The sequence below is a fragment of the Streptomyces sp. P9-2 genome (assembly GCF_051903975.1).
In the GTDB taxonomy this organism is placed as follows: Bacteria; Actinomycetota; Actinomycetes; order Streptomycetales; family Streptomycetaceae; genus Streptomyces; species Streptomyces cellulosae.
Map to the genome: position 1 here is coordinate 6,859,507 of NZ_CP192633.1, position 21,797 is coordinate 6,881,303.

Sequence of the window (21,797 nt, forward strand, 5' to 3'; positions counted from 1 at the left end):
CGGCTCCCAGCACCTGCCGCAGAACATCCGCGACGGGCTCTTCACCTCTCTGCGCGTCATCGAGGCGGCGCGCGCCACACACCCCCACTTCGGCCGGCGGCCCCTGGACCTGGACGGCATCACCCGCATGCTGCTGCACCTGCCGCCCGACGCGCCGGTGGACGCGGCCCGGCACTTCGACGCCTTCACCCTCGTCAGCAGCGCCCACCGGCGGGGCCGTGCCGTCACCCTGGACGCCGTCGCCGCCTACGGACTGACCCGACAGGGCTACCCGCAGGGTTCCTCGCTCACCGGCCCCGACAGCACGGCGTACGGCCGGAACCTCACCGGACGCCCCGGTCTCCGCCTGGACCTGGGCCGGACCGCCGACGCCTGGGGCCTGCACCCCGCGCCCTGGGGGCCCACCGCCTACGCGGCCGTGCTCGAACGCGACGAGGAGGGACGGGTGCTGGTCAACGGCACTCCGGTCTCGGACGCCGAGCTCGCCGAACTCCTGCGGCACGACCCCGAACGGCCCCAGGACACCCCCGTGGTCCTGATCGCGGGGGAGGAGGACGGCCGCAACGAGACGCTGGCCCGCGAGATCGCCGACCGCACCGGCACCCGCGCCTGGTTCACCAACGGCGACCTGCGGCTGGAGCAGGCCCCCGACGGACGGCGCGTCCCGGTGCTCGCCCCGCCGGCCTCCGGCAGCGTCCCGGCAGGCGGCTGGTTCCCGGCCGACCCCGGGATGGTCCCGCGGAACCCCGGCGCCACGCTCACCGCCTCCGACGGCACGGTCTTCCCCGACGGCGACATCCACACGTACCCGCTGGCCACCAGCGACGGACAGGGGCTGACCGGGCGGGCGTTCCTCGACGCCCACGACATGGCCATCCGCGAGCAGTCCATGCGCCTGCTGTCCGCCGTACGGCACTACTCCGACTTCCTCGAGTCGCTGCCCGGCGTCCACGGCGCCAAGGAGAGCGACGCGCGGTCCCTGCCCCGCTCGCTGGCCGACTCCTACGTCGCTGTCGGCCACGGCGACAGAGGACGCACCACCGTGCCCCGCCGCAGCACCGGCGCCAACCAGGCCCTGCCGCCCGTGCAGCTGGGCCGGATGCTGGCCCGGCGGCCGAGCCTGCGGGCGCTGCCGAGCGAGCAGCCGGTGTGGATGCTGTGGTGCGAGCTGTCCGCCACCCGCCCCCGCCAGGACCTGCTCGCCCAGCCGCCCGCCGCCCAGCACATCGCCAACGAGACCGGCCGCACCGTTTTCGCCTCGGACGTCCAGGTCGGCACCGCCGACGCGGAGAACGGCCTGCCGCCGCGCCTGATCAAGTTCGACGACCCGGACCGCCCCCAGGGGCACTTCGACGAGTTCCGCCCCGAGCCCGGCGCCGACGCGCTCGCCGCCCTCGCGGACCTCGGACGGCTCCCCGACGCGCTGCCACGGCGCACCACCCGCGCCCTGCACTGGGTACGGGCCCTGCGCCGGACCCACGGCCCGGACATCGACTCCGCGCCGGCGCGCGAGGCGGAGTTCCACGAACTGGTCGAGGGCTTCGGCGCCCTGGAGGAGCTGCGGTTCGAGGCGGTCGGTGGCACCGATCCCGGCCCTCTCACCTGGGGCGGCCTCCAGCAGATCGCCGGCGAGTACGCGGCCCGGCGCGGCTGGGACCGCTCACTGACCGCCGACTCCCTGGAACACCTGCTGCGCGCCGCCCTCGACGGCGACCTGAGCCCCCAGCAGGCCGCGGCCCCCACCGCCCCCGCCGCACCGCCCTCGACGCCCGCAGACGGCACCGCCACGACTCCGGAAGCCTCCGCGCCGATCGCCTACGCCGTCTCCTACGGCGACGCCCGTGAGGTCCACGTGGGCCTGCACACACGGGACGCCGACCCGCTCCGGGACCAGGAGCCCCACCACGAGGAGGCGTACGGTCTCGACACGCTGTCCGGCGCGGAGGGCCCGGGCGGAGGCGGCCGGCCGCGGCCCTCACGCACGGAGGCCGAGGCGCTGGCCCGGTTCCGCTTCACCGACGACCCCGACGCCGAGCGGCTGGCGCAGTTCCGCTTCACCGAGGACACCGACGGCGAGAATTCCGACGGCGATGCCCCCGACAGCGGGGACGGCGGCCCGGACCTCACGCCCGAGGAGTATCTCGACCTCCTCTTCACCCCCGCCACCCGCAGCCGCCAGTCGCCCGGGATGCTCATCGGCACGGCCGTCGCGCTGCGGCAGCTCGCCCGGGAGCACACCGACGCCACGGGCGAGGCCACCGGCGCGCTCGGCGAACTGCACGGCCTGGCCAGGCGCGTCCTCGGACTCCGCTCCGGCACGCCGTCCCGGGACGGGCACCTCGCCCTCCTCGGCTCGCTCGCTCTCGACGCCCCGCCGTCCGCCCTGACCGGCGAGGCCCCCCTTGCCTCGTACCTGCGGCGCCACGACCGGGCGCTGGGACGGGCGACCCGGCTCACGCGCGGCGACGGCGTCGTGCGCAACTGGACCGGCACCGGTGATCAGGTACCGCCCCTGGACACGTACGCGGTGGAGGGCGCGGACGGCAGGCTGAGCACCTGGCCGGGCCCGTGGTCGAAGCCGTACGTCGTCCTCGCCCAGGAGGCCGCGGGCTCGGTCCGGCTGACCACGCCCGACGGCACGGTCACGCTGGACGACGCGGGCGAGTTCGCCCGGCTCGTCACCCGGGACCCGGGCAGGCGCGGAACCGACGACATCGTCCTGGCCTTCCCCCACGACGACATCGAGACCCTCGCACACCACGTCGCCGACCTGACCGGCGCCAAGGTCTGGTACTCCGAGCACGCCCCGCGCCCGTCCACAGACTGGCGGACCGGCGCCGATCACCTCGTCCTCGGCCCTGTCGAGGAGGGAACCGGAACGGTGTGGAGCACGGCCGTGCCGGACCGGGGAACCGGCGGCGAAGGCGACTTCGACGACCTCCTCGACCTGTACGCGCAGGCCTCCGCGCCCGGCGAGCCGAACGAGCGGGACCCCGGACACGACGACCCGCTCCGCGCACGCCGCCCCGAGCCGCTGTCGACCCGTGACTACGGCATCGTGGACGGCACGGGCGACGGCGTGCTGTTCCGCAAGCCCGGCGGCCTCCGGGGCACCTGGCAGACCCCGCGGTCGATGACCGGTACTGAGGACGCCCCCGAGCTCCTCATGAACGAGCAGGACCACACCCTCACGCCCGTCACGGAGCGTCCCGTTCTACGGATCTCCGAGGACCGGACCCTCGCGGTCGAGGACGGCGCGTACGGCCAGCAGGTCTTCGCCACGCGGGAGGCCGTCGAAGCGTCCTCGGTCAAGCTGGCGCGCGCGGGCCTCGCCGTACGGCTGCGCACCGACGAGGGCGTCGGCATCGTCCTGCCCACCCCCGACGGGGGCAGTCGGCGCCTGTACCGTGTGACCCCCGACTTCCTGACCCGCTCGGGACAGTCCACGGAGGAGGTCTGCCGGGACTTCGCCGACATGCTGGCCGACACCTCCCGCACCTCGCACACGGTCTTCCGGGCCCCCGGCGGCGGCAGGGCCGTCACGGCACCCGTCAACGCCTCCGACGGCGTCGAGGTCACCGGCACCCACCACCTCGCCGACGCCCTCGGTCACGTGGCGGACGGCCATGAACGGCCGGAGTCGGCGGACCCGGACTGGGCCGCCGGGGCGGTGCGCCTGGACGACCGGCCCACCGGCGGCCACGGCGGCCCGCTGCCCGGCCGCGCCTACGGCAGCGCCCTCAGCCTCGACCGGCCGGACGACCCGCGCCGCGACGCTCTCTCGGACGCCTCCCGCCGGATCGGCGTCAACGAGCACGCCTGGGCCGACGTCGGCGAGGGCTACCTCGTCCAGTCCGTCGCCGCCGTCGGCGAGCACGGCCAGGCCAGCCTGGAGCACAACTACGCCAAGCCGCGGACCGGCACCGGAGGCGCGCACTTCGGCTACCACTTCGTCACCGTCGTCCTGGCCAGCGAGGACGGCACCCACCAGATCTCCCTGGAGAATCACGCGCGTGTCTCCCAGCGCACCCACCGCCACCGCCGGGCGGTCCACGCCAACCTGCGCAACCACGACCTGGACGACCTGCGGGCGGTCGCCGCGCGGCTCCGCCAGGAGATCGAGGCCCGGGAGGACGACGGCACCGACGAGTCCCTCACGGAGCTGCGCGGCTACCTGGACCTGACCTTCGCCCTGATCCGGGCCAAGCTGGCCCAGACGGAGACGCGGACCGCGCCCGCGGGCTCACCGGAACACACGGAGGCCGAGCGGAAACTGGAGGCCGCCGTCCGCGCCGCCGCGAACCGCATCGGGAACCTGGAACCCGTCATCCCCGGCAAGCATCAGTGGTACATGCGGATGTACGCGAAACGGCCCGGTGAGTCGGCCCACGACACCAACGCCGAGCTGCTCACCGAAGGCCCCTCGGCCGAGGCCAACCCGCTCACCGTCGTCGTGCTCCGCGGCCAGCAGGCCCTGCCGGTCTCCGTCACCTTCGACAAGGGTGCTCAGCAGACCCCTGAGGGCTCCCGCAACGCCATCCGGCACCTGGCCAAGGTGGTGGCGAGGACGGGGCTGTGGAACGCCGCCAACGGCCTGCCGCTGCCGGACGTCTCGGTCAGCGGCCGGCGCACCGCCCGCCTGGTCGGCCGGGACCTCGCCAAGGTACGGGCCGAGGCGGTCGCGGGCACCTTCCGCCGCGAACTGGCCGACGCGCTCGCGGCACTCCAGGCCGGCACCCCCGGACCGCACCTCACCGCCGACCGGTTCACGATCGACCCGGTCTCGGCACGGGTCAGCAGGGCGTCGACCGGCGGTGACCCGGGCGCCGACACCGTGGACATCACGGTCGACGATCAACGCGGCGGACCGCGCCACGTCACCACCCGCGGCCCTCGAGGCAGCCTCCGGACGGACGGCGGCCTGCGCGGCGGCTCCCGCGACGACGGCCTGGACCCGGTGGCCGAGCAGTGGCCCATCGGCCGCCCGGTCACCCTCATGAGGCCCCGCCACAGCGACATCACCCGCGGCCCCGTCTCGGTCGTACCCGTCGGCGAGGCACCCGCCGCGCGCAGGCCCGCGGACCCGAAGGGCAAGTCCCCGGCCACCGGAACGGAACGCCCTCCCGGGCTCTGGTACGCCTACACCCGGACCGCCGACTCCCGCACGGAGCCCTTCCGTTACGAGGTGGCCGACACCGGGCACATCAGGCTGCCCGACGGGACGGAGATCCCGCCCGGCGGCTGGAGGCGGTTCGGCCACGACTTCGTGCACGAGGCGACGGGCACGTTGCTGCGCGGCGACAGCGGCTGGATCGGTCGCGTCGCCAACATGGAGTCCCTCGCGCCGCGGCTGGCCGAACTCGCCCCCGACCCCGTGCCGCACCGGATCGCGGCCGACCCGGACGCCCTGTACGTGGTGCCGGCCTACGGCTCCACGGCCCTGCGCGTCCCGCTCAGGCAGGAAGTGCCGCTGCCCGGGCTCCGCCGCGACGACCGGCCGCGGACCGTCGTGCGCTCCGGTTTCGACGTACGGCGCTTCACCCACGGCGGCGACACCGTCACCGACCTCACCGTGCGCCTCGCCCTGCGCCCGCACGGCGAGGCGACCGACGCCGTCACGGCGCGGGTGGCCGAGGGCGTGGAGCGGTTCTACAACCGGCCCGGCCACCGCCTGCCCGGTGGTGACCGGCTGCACGTCACCGTCGAGTTCGTCGGCCCGGACGACGACCCGCACCTCACCGTCGACCTGATCGGCCGCGACCAGCCGATGAACCAGCTGGCGTGGTGGGCGGACGCCGACCCGGAGGAGTTCGCGCACGAGCTGGGGCACCAGCTCTTCCTCCGCGACGAGACCCCCGACGAGGCCAACCCGGGCCGCCTCGACGCGCCGGGCAGCCTCCTCGGCGCCTTCCGGGAGCAGGCTCCCGACGGCCTCGCGCAGAGCGGTCTGCGCCCCCGTCACCTCCAGCTGTGGGCCGCGGTCACGGGGGACGCCGAGCCGCACACCTCACCCGAGGGGACGAGCTGGGCCGACGCCCGGGCTGCCGCACCGGCCGAACGGCGGGAACCCGCCTGGGTCGACCCCGTGTCGCTCCCCGAACGCGCCCCGCAGACCGGCCCGGACGGCGCGGTCCCGCCGCCCCTGCCTCCCGGCCGCCCCATGACGACGGTGCGGGAGGAGTCCGAGCCGTCCGACGACTCGGACGACGAGCCGGACTCCGACGAGGAGAACGAGCAGCCGCGCTGGGCCGACACCGGCTGGCTGAACACCGTCTTCGGCCCCCGGTGGGACGCCGTCCCCGGTGACCGGCTCAGGGAGACCTCCGAGGGACTGTTCGCACTGGTGTCGACCGAGGCGCGCGAGGACCAGGAACCCCAGTCGCTGTTCCGCGCCCTGAACCGCGTCACCCGGCAGGTCCTGCACCTGTCCGGCGACGCCCGGCCGGGCCCCGCCGACCACCAGCTCCTCGGCTCCCTTGCGCTCGACGCCTCCTCGGACGACCTGGAGACCACCGACGACCTCGCCCGCTACTTCGTCGAGCGGCAGATCGAGACCGGACGCGGTGCCCTGGACGAGGGCACACTGCTGCGCGACCCCGCGGGGAACGCCGCCGGACGGGACTTCGGCCGGTCGGGGCAGCCCGCCCCCGGACCGGACTCCTACCTCCTGCGCGGCACCGGCCGGGTCGTCGAACGGCCCGCGCCGTGGCAGAACCCCTATGTGGTCGTCGCCCGGGCGGCCGACGGCGCCGTCGAGGTCTCCCTCACGCCGGGCCGCACCTTCCGCGTGACCCGCCTCGACGAGCTCGCGATGCTCATCTCCTACGACAGCCGGCGGCCCCGCGGCGCGGACATCGTGCTCGCACTGCCCCCGCACATCGCCGCACCGCTCGCCGTCCTCGTCGCCGGCACCACCGGTCGCCGCGTCTGGCGCCCCGAGGCACCGGTCGCCGTGGCCACGCACCCCACGGCCGGGTCCCGTCTCGCCCTGGACCTGCGCGACGGCGACACCGGCGCGAGCTGGGCACCGGTCGACCCCTCGGAGCAGGACGGCCTCCCTGGCGCCCGCGACCTGAGCAGCGACAGCGAGAGCGACGCCGGCACCGACAACGACGACGGCGAACTCTCCAGCAGCGACGGCGACGCGGAGTTCGACCGCCTCGCCGACCGACTCGCCTTCGAACGGCGGATCGACGAGCGCCGCACCCGGCCGCTGATCACCCGCGACTACGGCGTCATCGACAAGCGCGGCACCGGCGTCCTGTTCACCCGGCCCCTCCCGCGCCACGTCGCGGAGGTGGACGCCGGGGACGGCACCGGCGCCGAGGCCGACGCGCTGCTCCTGCCGAGCCAGGACCACGGCACCGTCCTCATGGCCGACCGGCCGGCGCTCCACATCTCCGAGGACCGCACCCTGGCGCTGCTCGCCGACGGCGAGGGCACGACGGGCCGTGGACGCCAGGTGTACGCCACCCGCGCGGCGATCGACGCCTCGTCGGCCCGGCTGGCCGCGGCGGGAGCGGGCGTACGGCTGAAGGCCGACGAGTCGACGGGCATCCTGCTCCCCAGGGAGGACGGCTCCTACGGTGAACCCCTCCTCCGGGTCGAGCCCGAGTTCCTGACCGCGTCCGGCTCGTCGGAGCACGCCTTCACACGGGACTTCGCCCAGATGGTGGCCGGCACCGGATCCGCGCCCCTGTCCCACGTCGCCTTCCGCGGCCCGACCGGCGACACCGTCGCCACCGCCCCCGTGAACGGGCAGCACGGCCGCGAGGTCACCGGCACCCACCACCTGGCCCAGGCGCTGACGGAGGTCGCCGAGGGCACCTGGCCCGCCGGTGACGTCACCCCACGCTGGGCCGCCCGCCAGACCGGCCGAGACCGGCGGTTCACGGGCGGTGTCGTCGGCGCCCCCACCCCCGGCGAACGCTACGGCAGCGCCCTGAGCCATGAACCGGCGGACAACCCCCGGCGCGCCCCGCTGTCCGCGGCCGCGCGGCGCATCGGCGTGAACGAGCACGCCTGGGCGGGCGTCGGCGAGGGCTACCTGATCCAGTCGGTCAGCACCACCAACGACAGCGGCGCGCAGCTCTTCACCCACAACCATGCCAAGCCCGGCGACCGGGTAGGCCCGCACGCGCCCTACCACTTCGCGCAGGTCGTCCTGGCCAGCGAGGACGGCACCCACCAGATCACCCTGGAGAACGAGACCCATTCCCGCGGAGGCATCCCGGACGAGGAGATCGACGCCGTCGTCGAGGACAACCTCGACCGGCACGGCGGCGACGGCCTGGCCCGCCTCGCCCGGGCGGCCGAACGGCGGCTGGCCGACGCACGGCGCGCCGGCGCGGACGGCACGGGGACGGCCCGTCTTGACGACCTGGCGCGGGCCGCCAGGGCCCTGGCCGAGCTGCACGACGCCGAGCAGCTTCCGTTCTACTTCGACGAGGACCGCCCCGAACACGCCCTGGCCCTGCGCGAGGCGGACCGGGCGCGCATCCGTGCCAGGGAAGCGGTCAGGGCCGCCGCGGCGGTGCTCGACCCCAAGGACCTGTGGTTCTTCCGGGCGTACAGCAAGCGGCCGGGGGAGTCGGCACACGAAGTCAACGCGGCGCTGCTGTCGGACGGTTCGCCCGCGCTCGCCAACCCGCTGACGACGGTGGTGCTTCACGGCCACGCCCAGCGTCCCCATCAGCGGACGATCCGCTTCGCGCGCGAGCAGCACAGCCTCCCTGACGGCGCCGAGCGCACGATCGACGCGCTGGCCCGGACGCTGGCCCGCGTGGGCCTGTGGAACCGGGCCAACGGCCTGCCGCTGCCGACCGTCACCGTCACCGGCCACGGCAACCGCTCGCAGGCCAGAGCTCGCCAGCGTGCCGTGGCCGTCCGCACGGCGCTCGGCGCTCGGCTGGCCCGGATCCTGGCCGACTCCCAGCAGGGCATCACCGGAACACCCCTCGCCGTACGGGACTTCGGCCTCACCCTGAGCGCCAAGCGAGTGCGCGGCGTCACGGACCCCGACACGGGGCGCATGGTGACCGTCGATATCGACGACCGCCGCCAGGCACTGCCGACGCCGCCCGTCGCGTTCACCGGCCCCGCGCCCCGGCGCCCGACGGCAGACGTGCCGACGGGCGTCGCCAGGCCCCGGGACACCCGGCCCGCGACGCCCGCTTCCGAGGGGGACGTCCCCAGCCCCTCCGCGTCCCGCGCGCGCAGCCGCTCCCCGCAGCCGAGCCCGGCACACCGGAACAGCGCCGCGCCGCCCTGGGTCATGGCGCGTATCCGCTACGCCGAGGAGTCCCTCGCCTTCGACAAGCGACTGGGCGAGTACCTGGCCGAGCACGAGGCCGTCGTCGCCGAGTACCGCAAGATGGCGAACGCGGCGTGGAAGACGGCGCGCGAGCGGCACCCCCGCGGCCTCGGCGTGTTCGGCGACACCAGCAAGTACAAGGCCGGCGTCGTCGGCACCTCCCGCCCCGCGCTGCAACAGGTGCTGCGCCGCGGCAACCTGCGCGAGCTGGTGGCGTTGCTCTACGAGGGCATCTCCAGCGACTTCGTACCCGACATGCTCGGCGGCAGGGAGGAGCAGCACCCCGAGATCGCCGAGGAGCGGCCGAGCCGCCGGCAGCGCGAGACCCATGCCGAGTTCGAGCGACACGCCAAGGAGATCCTCGCCTCGCCCGACCTGACCCCCGCGCAGAAGAAGGAGGCGGTCGAGGAGCTGGAGCGGTCGGTGACGATCCGGACGCGTCCGGAGGACGCGCGCCCGCCGCTCAGCGAGGCCGAGCAGCGCATCGCGGTCAACGAGCACGGACTGACCTGGCTGCCGGCGACATCCCTGTACGACATCGCGATGAGTGCGGACTTCCAGCAGCGCTCGGAGGCGTCGGGCGGCCTGGTGGCGACCGGCACGGCCGGATCCACGTACCGCTTCATGCTGCACGCCGCCCGCATGCGGGACCAGTGGGGCGTCGACCTCGACCTCGGCCTGATCCGCGCCGGCATGCTGGCCGTCTCCCTGACGGTGGACCACCACACCTTCCACGAGGTGATGCGCGGCGCCCAGCTCGCCCTCGACGACATCGCGGACCACGACAGCGCTCTGGACTACACGGACAACTGGGGCCGGTACTGGAACATCCACCCGTTCGGCGAGCAGGAACTGCGCACCCACGTCGCGCGGGACGGCCGCTTCCCCGACGAGCACGCCCAGGCCCTCCGCGACGAGCTGGAGAGCGGGGCCGGCACCCGTGACACCATCGACCTTCCCCACCGTGCGGCAGGGGCCCGCCCCATCCACACCCGGCCGGCCACCACCGGCCTCAACCACCCCCAGCCCCAACCCCAGGTGCGGCACCGCACCAACCCTCTCGGCGACCCCACGACGACGGCCCCCGCCACCTCCCCGGGCGTCGTCACGCTCCAGGACGTGACGTCCGACGAAGCCGAGCGGCACCGCGAAGCGCTCCTCGACGCGCTGTACGGCCTCGGCGCCCTCGACAACGTCGACCGGGAGCGGGCCGCCGAGGTGCTGGAGCGGCTGGACCGGCTGCGGGTGGCCGACGCCCGCCTGCGCGGCGGATTCCTGGACCTCGACGCGATGGTCCGCCGGGTGCTGCTGCTCGGCCCCGCCGAGCAGGTGAACGCCGCCGCCCGCGGCGCCCTGGTACGACTCATGACGGTCCCCACGTCGGCGGGGATCACCTCCCTGTACGCGCTGTCCGCCCACTACCTGGCCCACCGCGGTGTGTTCCACCCGGACTTCGGGCTCACCGACGCCCAAGGCCGCCCACGCGGCCGGAACTGGACCGGGCGAGCCCTGCCGGGCGACTTCGACGCGGGCAGCACCGGCCGGGTCCGACGCACCCCCGACGGCACAACCGCCGACGGCGGCGCCGAGGACGCGCCGTGGCGTCCCGTGCCGGGCGACCCGGACCCGTACATCGTGCTGGCCGCCGGCCGGGACGACGCGGTCGTGGTGCGCGGGCTCGGCGGGTTCACGCGCTCCGTGCCCCCCGAGGTCCTGCGCGAACTGCTCGCCCTCGACCAGGACCTGGCCAACCGGCCGGGCGCGGTCCTGCTCCACGTGGAACGGCCCGGCGCCGCCCCCTCGGACCTGCCACGCGCACTGGCCGACCGGCTCGGCCGCGAGGTGTGGGCCGCCACCGGCCGGGCGGGCATCGGACACCTCCCGAGCGCCCCGGGCCGCTCGATGCTCCTGCTCCTCGACGAGGAGGGGCGGGCGACCCGGGGCCAGTGGCTCGCCGACACACCGGCGTCCCCGGGCGCACCGTCCGGCGGGACGGCGGACGACCGCGTCACCGCCCTCTCCGTCGCCCACGACGGACACCGGTCCACCGGCTACATCTCGATGGATCTCGCCCAGGAGGCGGACGGCGGCTGGTCACGGACGCTGGAACACAGCCGCCTCGGATCGGTCACCTCCTACACCTATCTGCGCAGCGGCTACGACCACGGCAGCACCCCCGCCACCCTGCCCTGGGTCGAACTCGGCCTGCCGGCACCGTACTTCCCCAACAACCACGGCGCGCCGGGCACCGTCATGTGGCACACCCCGCAAGGACCTCGGGAGGACGACGGGCCGCGGTTCGCGCGCACGCTCGCCCGCCGCCGCAGCCTCACCTCGCTCGCCCCCGGACACCCCGTGGTGCCGCTCATCTGCTACGCGGCGGCACGCCCCGGCATCGGCGGCGTCCTCGGCGGTGACGTCAGCGGACCGCCGCCGTTCGTGCCCGACCCGCTCGCGGTCGTGGCGACCGGCCAGCACATGGCGAACGAGACGGGCCGCACGGTGTTCGCGACCGTCCTGTCGAACTCGGTCGGCCCGGCCCGGTACAACGACCCCGAGACCTACATCAACCTCGTGACCGACGCGCGCGGCCGCGCTCACCGGTGGGTCATGTTCCGGCCCGAGCCGGCCGGCGAAGTGCTCGACGGGCGGGCCCGCGAGGTCGGACTGCACACGGGTCGGGGCCCCGCCCCGGACACCGTACGGGAGCGGACCCTGCGGCTGGTGCGGGCGCTGCGCGAGATCTTCGGCCCCACGGTAGACGAGAGCGCGGAGTATCCGGAGCTGCTGCGCGGCATGGGCGCGCTCGACCTGATGCACGAGGCCGACCCGGCCCTGAACCGCGACGGCGCGCGCCGGTTCACCCTGGACCTGTACGAGCAGATCCTCGCCCGGCACCGCTCGGCCGGACTCACCCCCGGGCCGGTACCGCCGGTCACCCCGGAGGACCACCGCCGCCTGCTCACCGAGGCCGCCGGCCGCCTCGACGCCGGGCAGCGGGGCCCGCTGAGCGACTGGCTCGCGCTGCCGCACCTGGCCCACCTGCTGGCCGGTCTCGCCGCGTCCCCGCAGCGCGGACACGTGGCCCGGCAGATCCTCGGACTCGACGCCACGGCACCGGTCGGCGAGACCGAGTGGTCGCGGCTGGTGTGGGCGTCGTTCAAGGTGGCCACGGTGACGAGCCGGGTGGACCGGGGCGCGTTCGCAGCCGCTGTGCTGCACCTGCCCGCCCCCGACCCGGCCCGGTTCGGCGAAGCGGTGACCGTGGCCCGGCAGGCGGCCGCCGTGGGCCGCGACCCGCGCCGGATCCACGAACTGGCCGCCCACCACCTGGAGCAACAGGGCGTACTGGCACCGGAACGGCTCCTCAAGAATGCCGATGGCACCGCATGGGGCCGGACCCTGGACGGCACGGACCGGCCCCGTGGCACCTTCGACCCGAGCGTGATCACCCTGCTCGGGCGCGGGCCCGACGGCTCACTGGTCCCGGTCGGCAGCGAACCCGCGCCCTGGGCGACGCAACCGGGACGCCCCACCCCCTTCGTCTACGTCGCCGACGGCGACGCCGACGGGCTCGTGCTGCCGGGTCCGACCCCGGCCGCAGTGCCCGCCCGGCAGTTCGGCGAACTGGTCTTCCACGACGCGGAACTGCTCGACAAGGCCGGCAACACCGAGGTGATCGCCGTGGTCCCGCACGGCAGCCCCGCCGGGACCCGGCCGTCGGAGGGCAGCCTCCCCGACGAGGGTGCCCGCAACTCGGCCCGCAACTGGTGGACCACCCGCGGCGCCCCCACCCTCCACCACGACCCGGCGACCGGCACGTACACCGTCGCGATGCTGCCGGGGCCCGACGGGCAGCCGGCCCCGACCGGCACTTGGGACCGGACCGGCCGCCCCAAGGGCGACCCGGCGGCCGACGCCACGAGCCCCGTCGCGCCTGCCGCCAACTCCGCGGCGACGCTCCGTACGGACGCGCAGGCAGAGCCCGTTCCCGAGGCCGCCGGTGCCCTCGCCGACGCTTGGGACGCCCACGCGCGGGCGCTGTCCGCAGTGGGCGGGGCCATCACCGAGGCCGCAACGACGGAGCGGGTCGGCGGTGACGAGACGGCGGTGGCGGCCGCCCGAGCCGTCGACGTGGCGCGCCTCCGGCTGGAGAACGCCGAGGCACGACTGCGGACCCTGGGCATCACCCCGGAGGCGTTGGGCGCGGCCCGGGAGACCGAGCGGGAGACCGGGGAGAGTGCCATGGCGCCGTCCGTCCCGAGGGACGCCGACGCCCGCCGCTGGATCGCCGACCAGCTGACGGAGGCCGACCTGCCGCCCGCGCAGTCGCCGCCCGCCGAGGGCGAGACCGTCGGCCTGCGCGACCTGGAGGCGGCGGGCATCACGCCCTCCGTCGGCCAGCGCACCGAGATGACGCTGCGCGGCGACGACCGGCTGCCCGCGGCCACGCTGCCGCCGCTCGACCTGGCCCGGATCAGGATGACCGGCCCCGACGCCTGGACGGCCGCGTCGGACACGGCGGCCGCCAACGCCTCACGGCGGCTGTGGGCGCGGGCGTACGCCGACTTCACGGCCACGGCGCCCGAGGGAACGGACGAGGCCGACGCCTCCCGTGCCTGGGCCGCCGCCGTCGTCCTGGTCCTGCCGGCCGAGCCGCACGAGGTGCGCGCCGACTCCCGGTACGCGGGCGAGGACTTCCGGGACGCGGTGCGCCGGGTCGCGGACCACATGCTGACCGGGTCGACGAACGCCCAGTCCGCCGCCGAACTCGCCGACACCCTCCGCTCGGAACTGGGCCTGCACCCGCGCTGGACCACGCCCACCATGACCACGGAGGGCACGGCCGGGGAAACCGCGTCGGACGTCGGGACGACCGGCGCCCGTACGGTGCCGACGCCCGGCACGCGTCAGCCGGCGCCCGCAGCCCGGCCGGAGACGGCCACCGGCACGCCCCGCACCGCTGTGTCGGTGACGGACGGTCCTGCCCCGGACACCACCGGCCTCACCGACTTCGACCTCTCCGTCCTGGACGGCACGGACCTCGGCCACGTCGTTCTCGCCGGCTTCGACGTCACCGCCTTCGACTTCGACCCGCCCGGCGACTTGCCGGCAACGGTCCTCACCGCCCCGGTCCCGACCGTGCGGGACATGCCCGACAGGCGGACGGAGTTCGCCGCGCCGGGCGTCGCAGCCAAGGCCCGCTCTTCGTCGGCGGGGGAGCCCATGGAGGGTGTGGAGATGTCCTCGGCGCCCGCCCTCGCGCCCTCTCCCACCCTCCTGCCCGCACCTCCCACCGCGCCCGCGCCCACCACCCCTGCCCAGCCGGTGTACACGAGCCCGGCCGCCCCGGTGCCGTCCGCGCTCCCTCCCCGCAGCCTCGTGGCCTACGTGCGGGAGGCGACGGTCCCGTCCCCGGCAGGCCGGGAGACCATCGGGCGGCTGGCGCACCAGGTGGCCGCCGCCGGGCTGCACAACCGCCGACAGGGCTGGGCCCCGCCGCGCGTCGAGGTCACCGGCTACGGCGCCGACGGCCAGGGCAACAGGGGTCTGAAGCGCGCGACGGCCGCCCGCAACCACTTCGTGCGACAGCTGACGCAGGCACTTCAGCAGTTGCAGCAGGACCTCCCCGCCGACGCCCCGCGACTGACCGCCCAGGACTTCCGCGTCAAGGCGCTGGCCATGAAGCGGGTGCCCGACGACCGGACGGGCACGGGCGCCCTCGCCGGCGTCAGCCGGGCCGACCTGGGGCGGCAGGCGACCATCCGCGTCGTCCAGGCGCCGGACGCGGCCGCGACGCAGACCCTCGACGCCCTGCGCCGCCGTGACCGCACCCTGCGCCACAGCCCGCTGGACGTCGACGCCCTCGCCGCCCGCGTCCTGCACCTCGCCCCGGGCACACCCGTGGACCGGGACACCCGCGACGCCCTGTTCGGGCTGGTGAACAGGGCCGCCGCGGCCGGTCGCGCGGTGAGCCTGCCCGCCCTGGCCGCCTTCCACCTGACCGAGTTGGGCGTGACCGACCCGGGCCGCGCCCGCCACTTCACCGTCGGGGGCCGCCGTGTGCCCGGCCTCAACTGGGCTCCGGACACCGACCCGGCCGCCGGGCTGGACACCACCCGCAGCGACGTACTGGAGGACAAGGGCCGCGGCCCGTACGACATCGCGGAGACGCGGCGGCCCCCTTGGCCCCGGGGAGTCACCCCGTACGTCGTCGCGGCCGGCGGGCGGCACGACAGGGTGGAGGCACTGCTTCCGGACGGCTCGAAGCGGGAACTGGACATCGACGAGTTCGTGGAGCTGGTCGCGGCAGACGCGGCACACGAGCGGCTGCCGAAGGACACGCCGATCGTGCTGGCCGTACCCTTCGCCGGGGACCAGTACCTCGACCTGCCGCGCAAGCTCGCGGACCGCACCGGCCTGACGGTGTGGGCGCACAGCGGCGAGGTGACGCTCAGCTCGGACCACGGGGTGAGCACCGTGGACACGGTCCGGCGCACCGGGGCCCCCGAGGGCGACTGGACCGCGAGCGAGCCCGGTCTGGCACCCGACCCCGACGACGAGGTGCCGGACTGGTACCACCAGGTGGCCACCCGCCCCATTGTCAGCGCGCTGACGGGCAAACAGATCGGCCGCGCCTCGCACCACGCCGGGGAGTGGGCGACCGACTTCGAGGACGACGACCGCCACCTGGACCGGATGACGACGTACGTCCACTACTACCCGGCCACAGGGCGGATCTCCGTCGAGCACGAACTGCCGCGTCCGGGCGCGGAGACCGCCGCCTACCGCCTGGACGTGCACGGCTCGCCCGGCCGCCTCCACCTGGCGATGAGGGACGGCACCGTCAGGTCGGTCGACGAGCGGGAGGCCGGGCCGTGGCTCAGGCGACGCAAGAGCCTGTCGAGCCTGCCGAAGGACCACTGGATCGACTTCGTGGTCTGCTGGAGCGGCGCCCCCGGAGACCGCACCGTCCCCGTGCCACCGAACACGTCGAGCGACGCCTACGCCGGCCCGTTCGTCCCGGACCCGCTGAGCAGCCTCTCTCTGGGCCAGCAGCTCGCCAACTCCACGGGCCGCAGTGTCCGGCTGTCCTACGGCTCACAGGGCACTCGCAGCCGTGACGGACGCTACACGCGGACCCTGTTCGCCGACGCGCAGGGACGTCACCGGGCGTGGGCCCTGTTCCGCCCCGATCCCTCGGGCGCCGACCTGGACCGGCTGGCGGCGGTCGCCGGCCTGAACGCCGGCGACGGCGAGGTCACCGACGAGATGCGCGCCGGGACGTTGCGTCTGGTACGGGCGCTGCGGCTGACCTTCGGCCACGACGTGGACGACGCGGCCGACTTCGCGGAGCTGCTGCGCGGCGTGGCCGCCGTGGACCACATGTGGCGCAGCGATACGGACTTCGACGCCGCGGGCCCGTTCATGCTGGACCTGCTCAACCGGGTGGTCGCGGCGCACCCGGAGACGGCGTCCGGGGTGGACCGGGCGGCCGTGCGCCGCGTGCTGGCCGCGGCGGCGGACCACTGGGCCACCTGGCCGGGTGACGAACTGGTCGGCTTCGTGGAGGTGCCGGCGATCGAGGCCGCCGCCCAGTGGATGCGGGACGGCGACCTGGAGGACGAGGCAGTCACCGCCCTGGACCTGTCCGGCCCGGACAAGGTGGGCGAGGCCGAACGGTCCCGGATGTTCTGGGCGCGGGTCAAGGCCGAGGAGACCCTGAACGCCCCCCGCACGAACCTCGGCGCCTGGGTGCCCAAGGTGCTCCATTTGCCGCCCGGCACCCGGCCGAACGGCTACCGCGACACCCTGCTCGACCTGCTCACCCGTGCCTTCGCGGCAGGCCGGGACGCCACCGATCCGGACGTGGTGGCCGCCTACGACCTGGACGAGTCCGGGGTGTACGCCACCACCGGCGTGAGCACGACGGCCGGTGACGGGAGCGGCGACGGGCGCGACTACACCGCCGAGCAGACGCCGATGGTCGACCTGGCCCGGTTCGGCACGCCTACCGGCGTGATGGACACACCGTGGGCTGACCGGAAGGGCCCCGCCCCCTACCTCGTACGGGTCACCCCGGACGGCAACGCTCCCGACCTCCTGGAGCTGACCTCCGACGGGGAGACGCACCGGGTTCCGGTCGGTGAGTTCCTCGAACTCCTCGCGCACGACACGTTGTTGACGGGCAAGGAACTGGACGTCCCGGTCGTCCTGGCATACTCGGCCCACGACGGTGACCCCGGCGACCTTGCCGAGCGGATCGCCCAACGCCTCGGCCGCACCGTGTGGTGGACCGACTTCCCGGCGGACCTGTCCACGCCCGGCGCCCCGGGGGAGCCGTTCCTCACCCTGCGGACGACGCCGGACGGTGCCGAACCGGGCGCCGATGCCTGGAACAAGGCCCGCCCGGCCCAGGCCACGACTCCCGGCGACGCACCCCGCCCGATCCAGGCGCCCCTCGCGAGGACCGCCGCCCCGCTCCTCGAATCCTTCCCGGCCCTGACCCTGGACGAGGACACGGACGAGCACTCCTCGGAGACGGACGCCGACGCGGAGACGAAGCGCGGAACGACGGCACCACCGGGTGACCGACCCGCACCCGCCTGGGTCCTCGCCCGCATCCGCTACGCACAGGAAGCCCTCCTCTTCGAACAGCGAGTTGCCGCGCACCTGGGCGAGAACGAGCAGGTCAACGCCGAGTTCGGCAAGGTCGTCCGGGCATTCTGGAACATCACCCTGCACAACCGGCTCGACTACCGGCTGTTCGGCAGCAGGAACGCGCTGTCCGCCGGCGCCGTCGGGCAGAACTACGAGTCCCTCGCACGGGTCGTGGAGTCCGGAAACCTGCGCGAGCGGGTGACGTTCCTGTTCAACGGCGTCGCCAAGGACCTCGTCCCCTACCTCATGGGCGGCGTCGAGCCCCAGCACCCGGTGATCGGCCTGGAGCGCCGCGACCGCCACAAGAGTGAGCGTTTCAAGGAGTACGAGCGGCAGGTGGCCGAACTCCGGGCGGCGGAGCTGGACCCCGAGGACGAGGCGCAGGAGATGGAGGATCTGGAGGCGATGCTGCGCACGCCGCTGCGCCCCGACGAGGTCCACCCTCCGCTCAGCGAGACCGAGTGGCGTCGCGCTGTCCGGGACGGAGTGCTGCTCTGGTCGCCCGCCGGCATGGAGCACACGCTGCCGATGTCCGCCGACTTCCAGGCCCGTTCCGAGGACTCCGGCGGCCTGGTACTGACCGGCACCTCGGGCAGCGCCTACCGGATCATCACGCACGTGGCCCGCCTGACCCGGTTCGCCGGCGTCCCCGTCGACCTCGGCCTCATCCGGGCCGGACTGGCGAGCATCCTGGTCGGGGTGGGCCACCACAGCTTCCACGAGGTGATGACCGGCGCCCAGCTCGCCCTGGACGAGTTCGACTCCGCTGCCGCGTCGGTCTACTCCGACAACTGGGGCCGGTACTGGGACGTCTACCCGCTGACCGAGGAGGAGCTGCGGACCTCCGTGGCCCGCGAGGGACTGTTCCCGGACGAGCACGCCCGCGCACTGCTCGCCCGCCTGGAAGCGGAGAGGACCACCGGCCTGGCCGACCCGCGAACCGACGACGACGATGACGTGAGCAAGGCCGCCGAACGGCCTGCACCGACAGAGCACGAGACAAGAGGACGAGATGAGTGAGCCCGGCGCCGAGACGCCTGCCGCCGCCGACACCACCCTGGACCCCGCGCCCCCGGAGGAGTACGTCCAGGCCGCCCGCCTCGCCCCCGACCACTGGCTCTACCTGCCCGACCCCGCCTGGCAGGGCGAGGGACCGCCGCCCGACTGGGCCGTGGTCGGCCAGTGGCGTTCCGACTCCGACGGCACGATCGTCGAGTGGGAGGACAACCCGGAGTACCGGCCGTCCCCGGAGGCGATGGGCTGGCCCGAGCCCGCCGACGACATCGACCGTGCCATCCAGCTGGCCACCACCGGCTACGCCCCGGCCGAGGCCGTCACCGCCGCCCTGTCCGGCGCCGAAGTCGCCGTCCTGGTCACCGCGGACGGCGAACCGGTCCGCGCCTCGGCGCCCGACGGCACACCGGTGGTCCTCGCCTACACCTCCGACCGCTATCTCCACGCCGCCGGCCGCCTGTCCTTCGCGCACCTCCCGGTCAGCACCCTCCTCACCCGCGTCCCCCCGGACCACGCCCTCTACCTCAACAGCAACGCCCCGGTCGGCATGGTGCTGCCGACGGACGGCCTCGCCGGGCTGCTGGAAGGGGAAACACCGCCGGAATGACCGGCTCCCACCCGCTCCCGAACGACGCCACCGGCATCCCGGGCGGGTGCTTTCTGACCGAACAGCACTCGCAGGTGTCCCTGCTCTGCCGGCATCCCGCCGACGTTCTGGTCACTCACCCCTGGCCCAGCCGAGGCACGGCCGCGGCCAAGGTGACCACGGTGACCCGGGTCCTGGACCGCTCAGGTCACCAGGCCTCGACTTCGCCGAACGCCTGTGGTCGAAGGAACACGCTGAGCACGTCGCGAGTATGCCGACAGACGGTGCAGCCCTTGTGGAAGCGGCGCCCGATCAGGGCCTTGCTTTCCGCCGGGGTCCAGATCTGTTCCGGCCAGCTCTGCGCGACCGGACCGCCGGATGCTGCTGCTCGCCGTATCCGCCCTGACCGCTCCGACTCCTCTCCGAGCCACTGCCTGCCGCGACCGCCCGCGACGGCGAGGTGCACGGCCCAGGCACATCGCACCCGCCGGGCCGCCGTCCGCCCGACCACCCCTGGCGCGCCTCCAACGGCTCAACGGTGTGCGCCATAGGAGGCGAGTGCGGATGAGCGATGTGAACGTGGTGGAAGGCATGGCGTGCACAGGGAGACGAGGAGGCGCGATGTCGCAGGGACCGGTCGGGAGCGGCATGCCGTGCGCCGTCACGGGGAGTGGCATGGAGGAGTCGCCGGACGGGGCCCCCTACGACTTCGAGCAGTTGAGCGCCGTCGCGGACGCCGTCCTGTACGAGGGCTACCTCCTCTATCCCTACCGTCGCTCATCGGCCAAGAACCGCGTCCGGTGGCAGTTCGGGGTGCTCTTCCCCCGGGACTGGGTCGAGTCGGAGGGCCCCGTCGTTCCGGGTGTGTCCGGCTCCGCAGACTCCTGGTACCAGCGGACCGAGTGCCTGCTGCGGATCCGACGGCCCGACGCGTGCGTGCGGGTGAGGGTCCGATACCTGCAGGTGCAGTGCAAGCAGGTGCAGGAAACCGGCCGGGACGGTGGCCACATCACCGTCGAGTCGTTGCGGACCGACGACGGCACGGTGCATCTGACGTTCGACGAGGCTGTACCGCGCGAAGCCGATGTCACGGTCTGCCTGGACGACCTCCTCCAGAGGGAACACACCGTTCCGGTAGGAGCGGCCGGCGGGGTGGACATCGAGCCGCTTCCGGGTCACGCCGGCCGGCTGGTGCGGCGCCGGGAGGAGCTACGGGCATGCACCACGGTCGCCGCCGAGCGGCTCTCGCCGGCCCTCTGCCGACTCCGGGTACATACCACGAACGCGGGATCCGTGCCGGATCCGAGGACCCCGCGCGACGAGGCGCTGCGCAGTGCGCTCATCGCCACCCACTGCCTGGTCGGCGGTGAAGGCGTGGAGTTCGTCTCGCTGATCGATCCGCCTGCGGACCTGGCCGCGCACGCGGGCAGGTGCCGGAACGAGTTCACCTTCCCCGTCCTCGGCGGTGGGTCCCCGGCAGCCCCGGCCCGCTCCCGCGGCCCGCAGGGGGGCGGCACCGGACACATGGTGCTGTCCTCGCCCATCATCCTGCCCGACCACCCACAGGTGGCGCCGGAGAGCCCGGGGGATCTGCACGACGCGGCGGAGATCGACGAAATCCTCACCCTGCGCACGATGCTGCTGACCGACGAGGAGAAGCGCGAGGCACGCGCCACCGACCTGCGGGCCGCCGAGATCCTCGACCGTGTCGAGACCATGCCCCCGGAGGTCTTCCGACGGCTGCACGGTGCCGTCCGCTCCCTGACACCTGTTGCTCCCGCCACAGCCGCTCCTGTTGCCGCTTCCGAGCGACCCGCATGGTGGCAGGAGGGCGCCGACGACGGCTTCTCCCCGTCCACCGACACGGTCCTCGTCGACGGAGTGGCCCTCGGCGGGGGCAGCCGAGTCCGGCTTCGACCACGGGGACGGGGTGCCGACGCCCAGGACATGTTCCTGGCCGGACGGACCGCCGAAGTGGCCGGCGTCTTCCACGACGTCGACGGCAGCGTGCACCTCGCCGTCACCCTCGACGACGACCCCGCGTCCGAACTGCACACCTGGTACGGCCGCTTCCACTACTTCCGGCCCGACGAGCTGGAACCGCTCGAGCCCGAACCGCTCGAGCCCGCCCGATCCCCGGGACGAGCCGCCGTCACCGGCTCCCGCCGCACCCCCGAGGCGGCGACGACCGACTCCGAGACCCCCAGCAGCGGAGGCCGATGA

General features: G+C 74.6%; 4 protein-coding genes (1 of these 4 running past the window's edge). 3 read left to right on the top strand and 1 reads right to left on the bottom strand.

Annotation, left to right across the window (positions count from 1 at the left end; genetic code table 11):
* On the top strand, window positions 1-18,994 hold the 3' portion of the coding sequence (locus ACQY0Z_RS31045; protein ID WP_439813181.1) for a lonely Cys domain-containing protein. 14,399 nt of this gene lie to the left of the window's left edge; only the last 18,994 of its 33,393 coding nucleotides appear in the window; its start codon lies beyond the left edge, outside the window; it ends in the stop codon at window positions 18,992-18,994.
* Window positions 18,987-19,595, top strand: a complete 609-nt coding sequence (locus ACQY0Z_RS31050; RefSeq protein ID WP_439813182.1) for a type VII secretion system-associated protein — start codon at window positions 18,987-18,989, stop codon at window positions 19,593-19,595. Before ACQY0Z_RS31045 ends, ACQY0Z_RS31050 begins: the two co-directional genes overlap by 8 nt.
* A 187-nt stretch (window positions 19,596-19,782) precedes the next feature.
* Here ACQY0Z_RS31050 and ACQY0Z_RS31055 read toward each other — a convergent pair whose 3' ends face one another.
* Window positions 19,783-20,040, bottom strand: coding sequence for a hypothetical protein (locus ACQY0Z_RS31055; protein WP_439813183.1), 258 nt, complete (start codon window positions 20,038-20,040; stop codon window positions 19,783-19,785).
* Between the two features lie 155 nt (window positions 20,041-20,195).
* On the opposite strand from ACQY0Z_RS31055, the gene ACQY0Z_RS31060 reads away from it, so the two are divergent.
* Window positions 20,196-21,797, top strand: a complete 1,602-nt coding sequence (locus ACQY0Z_RS31060; protein ID WP_439813184.1) for a hypothetical protein — start codon at window positions 20,196-20,198, stop codon at window positions 21,795-21,797.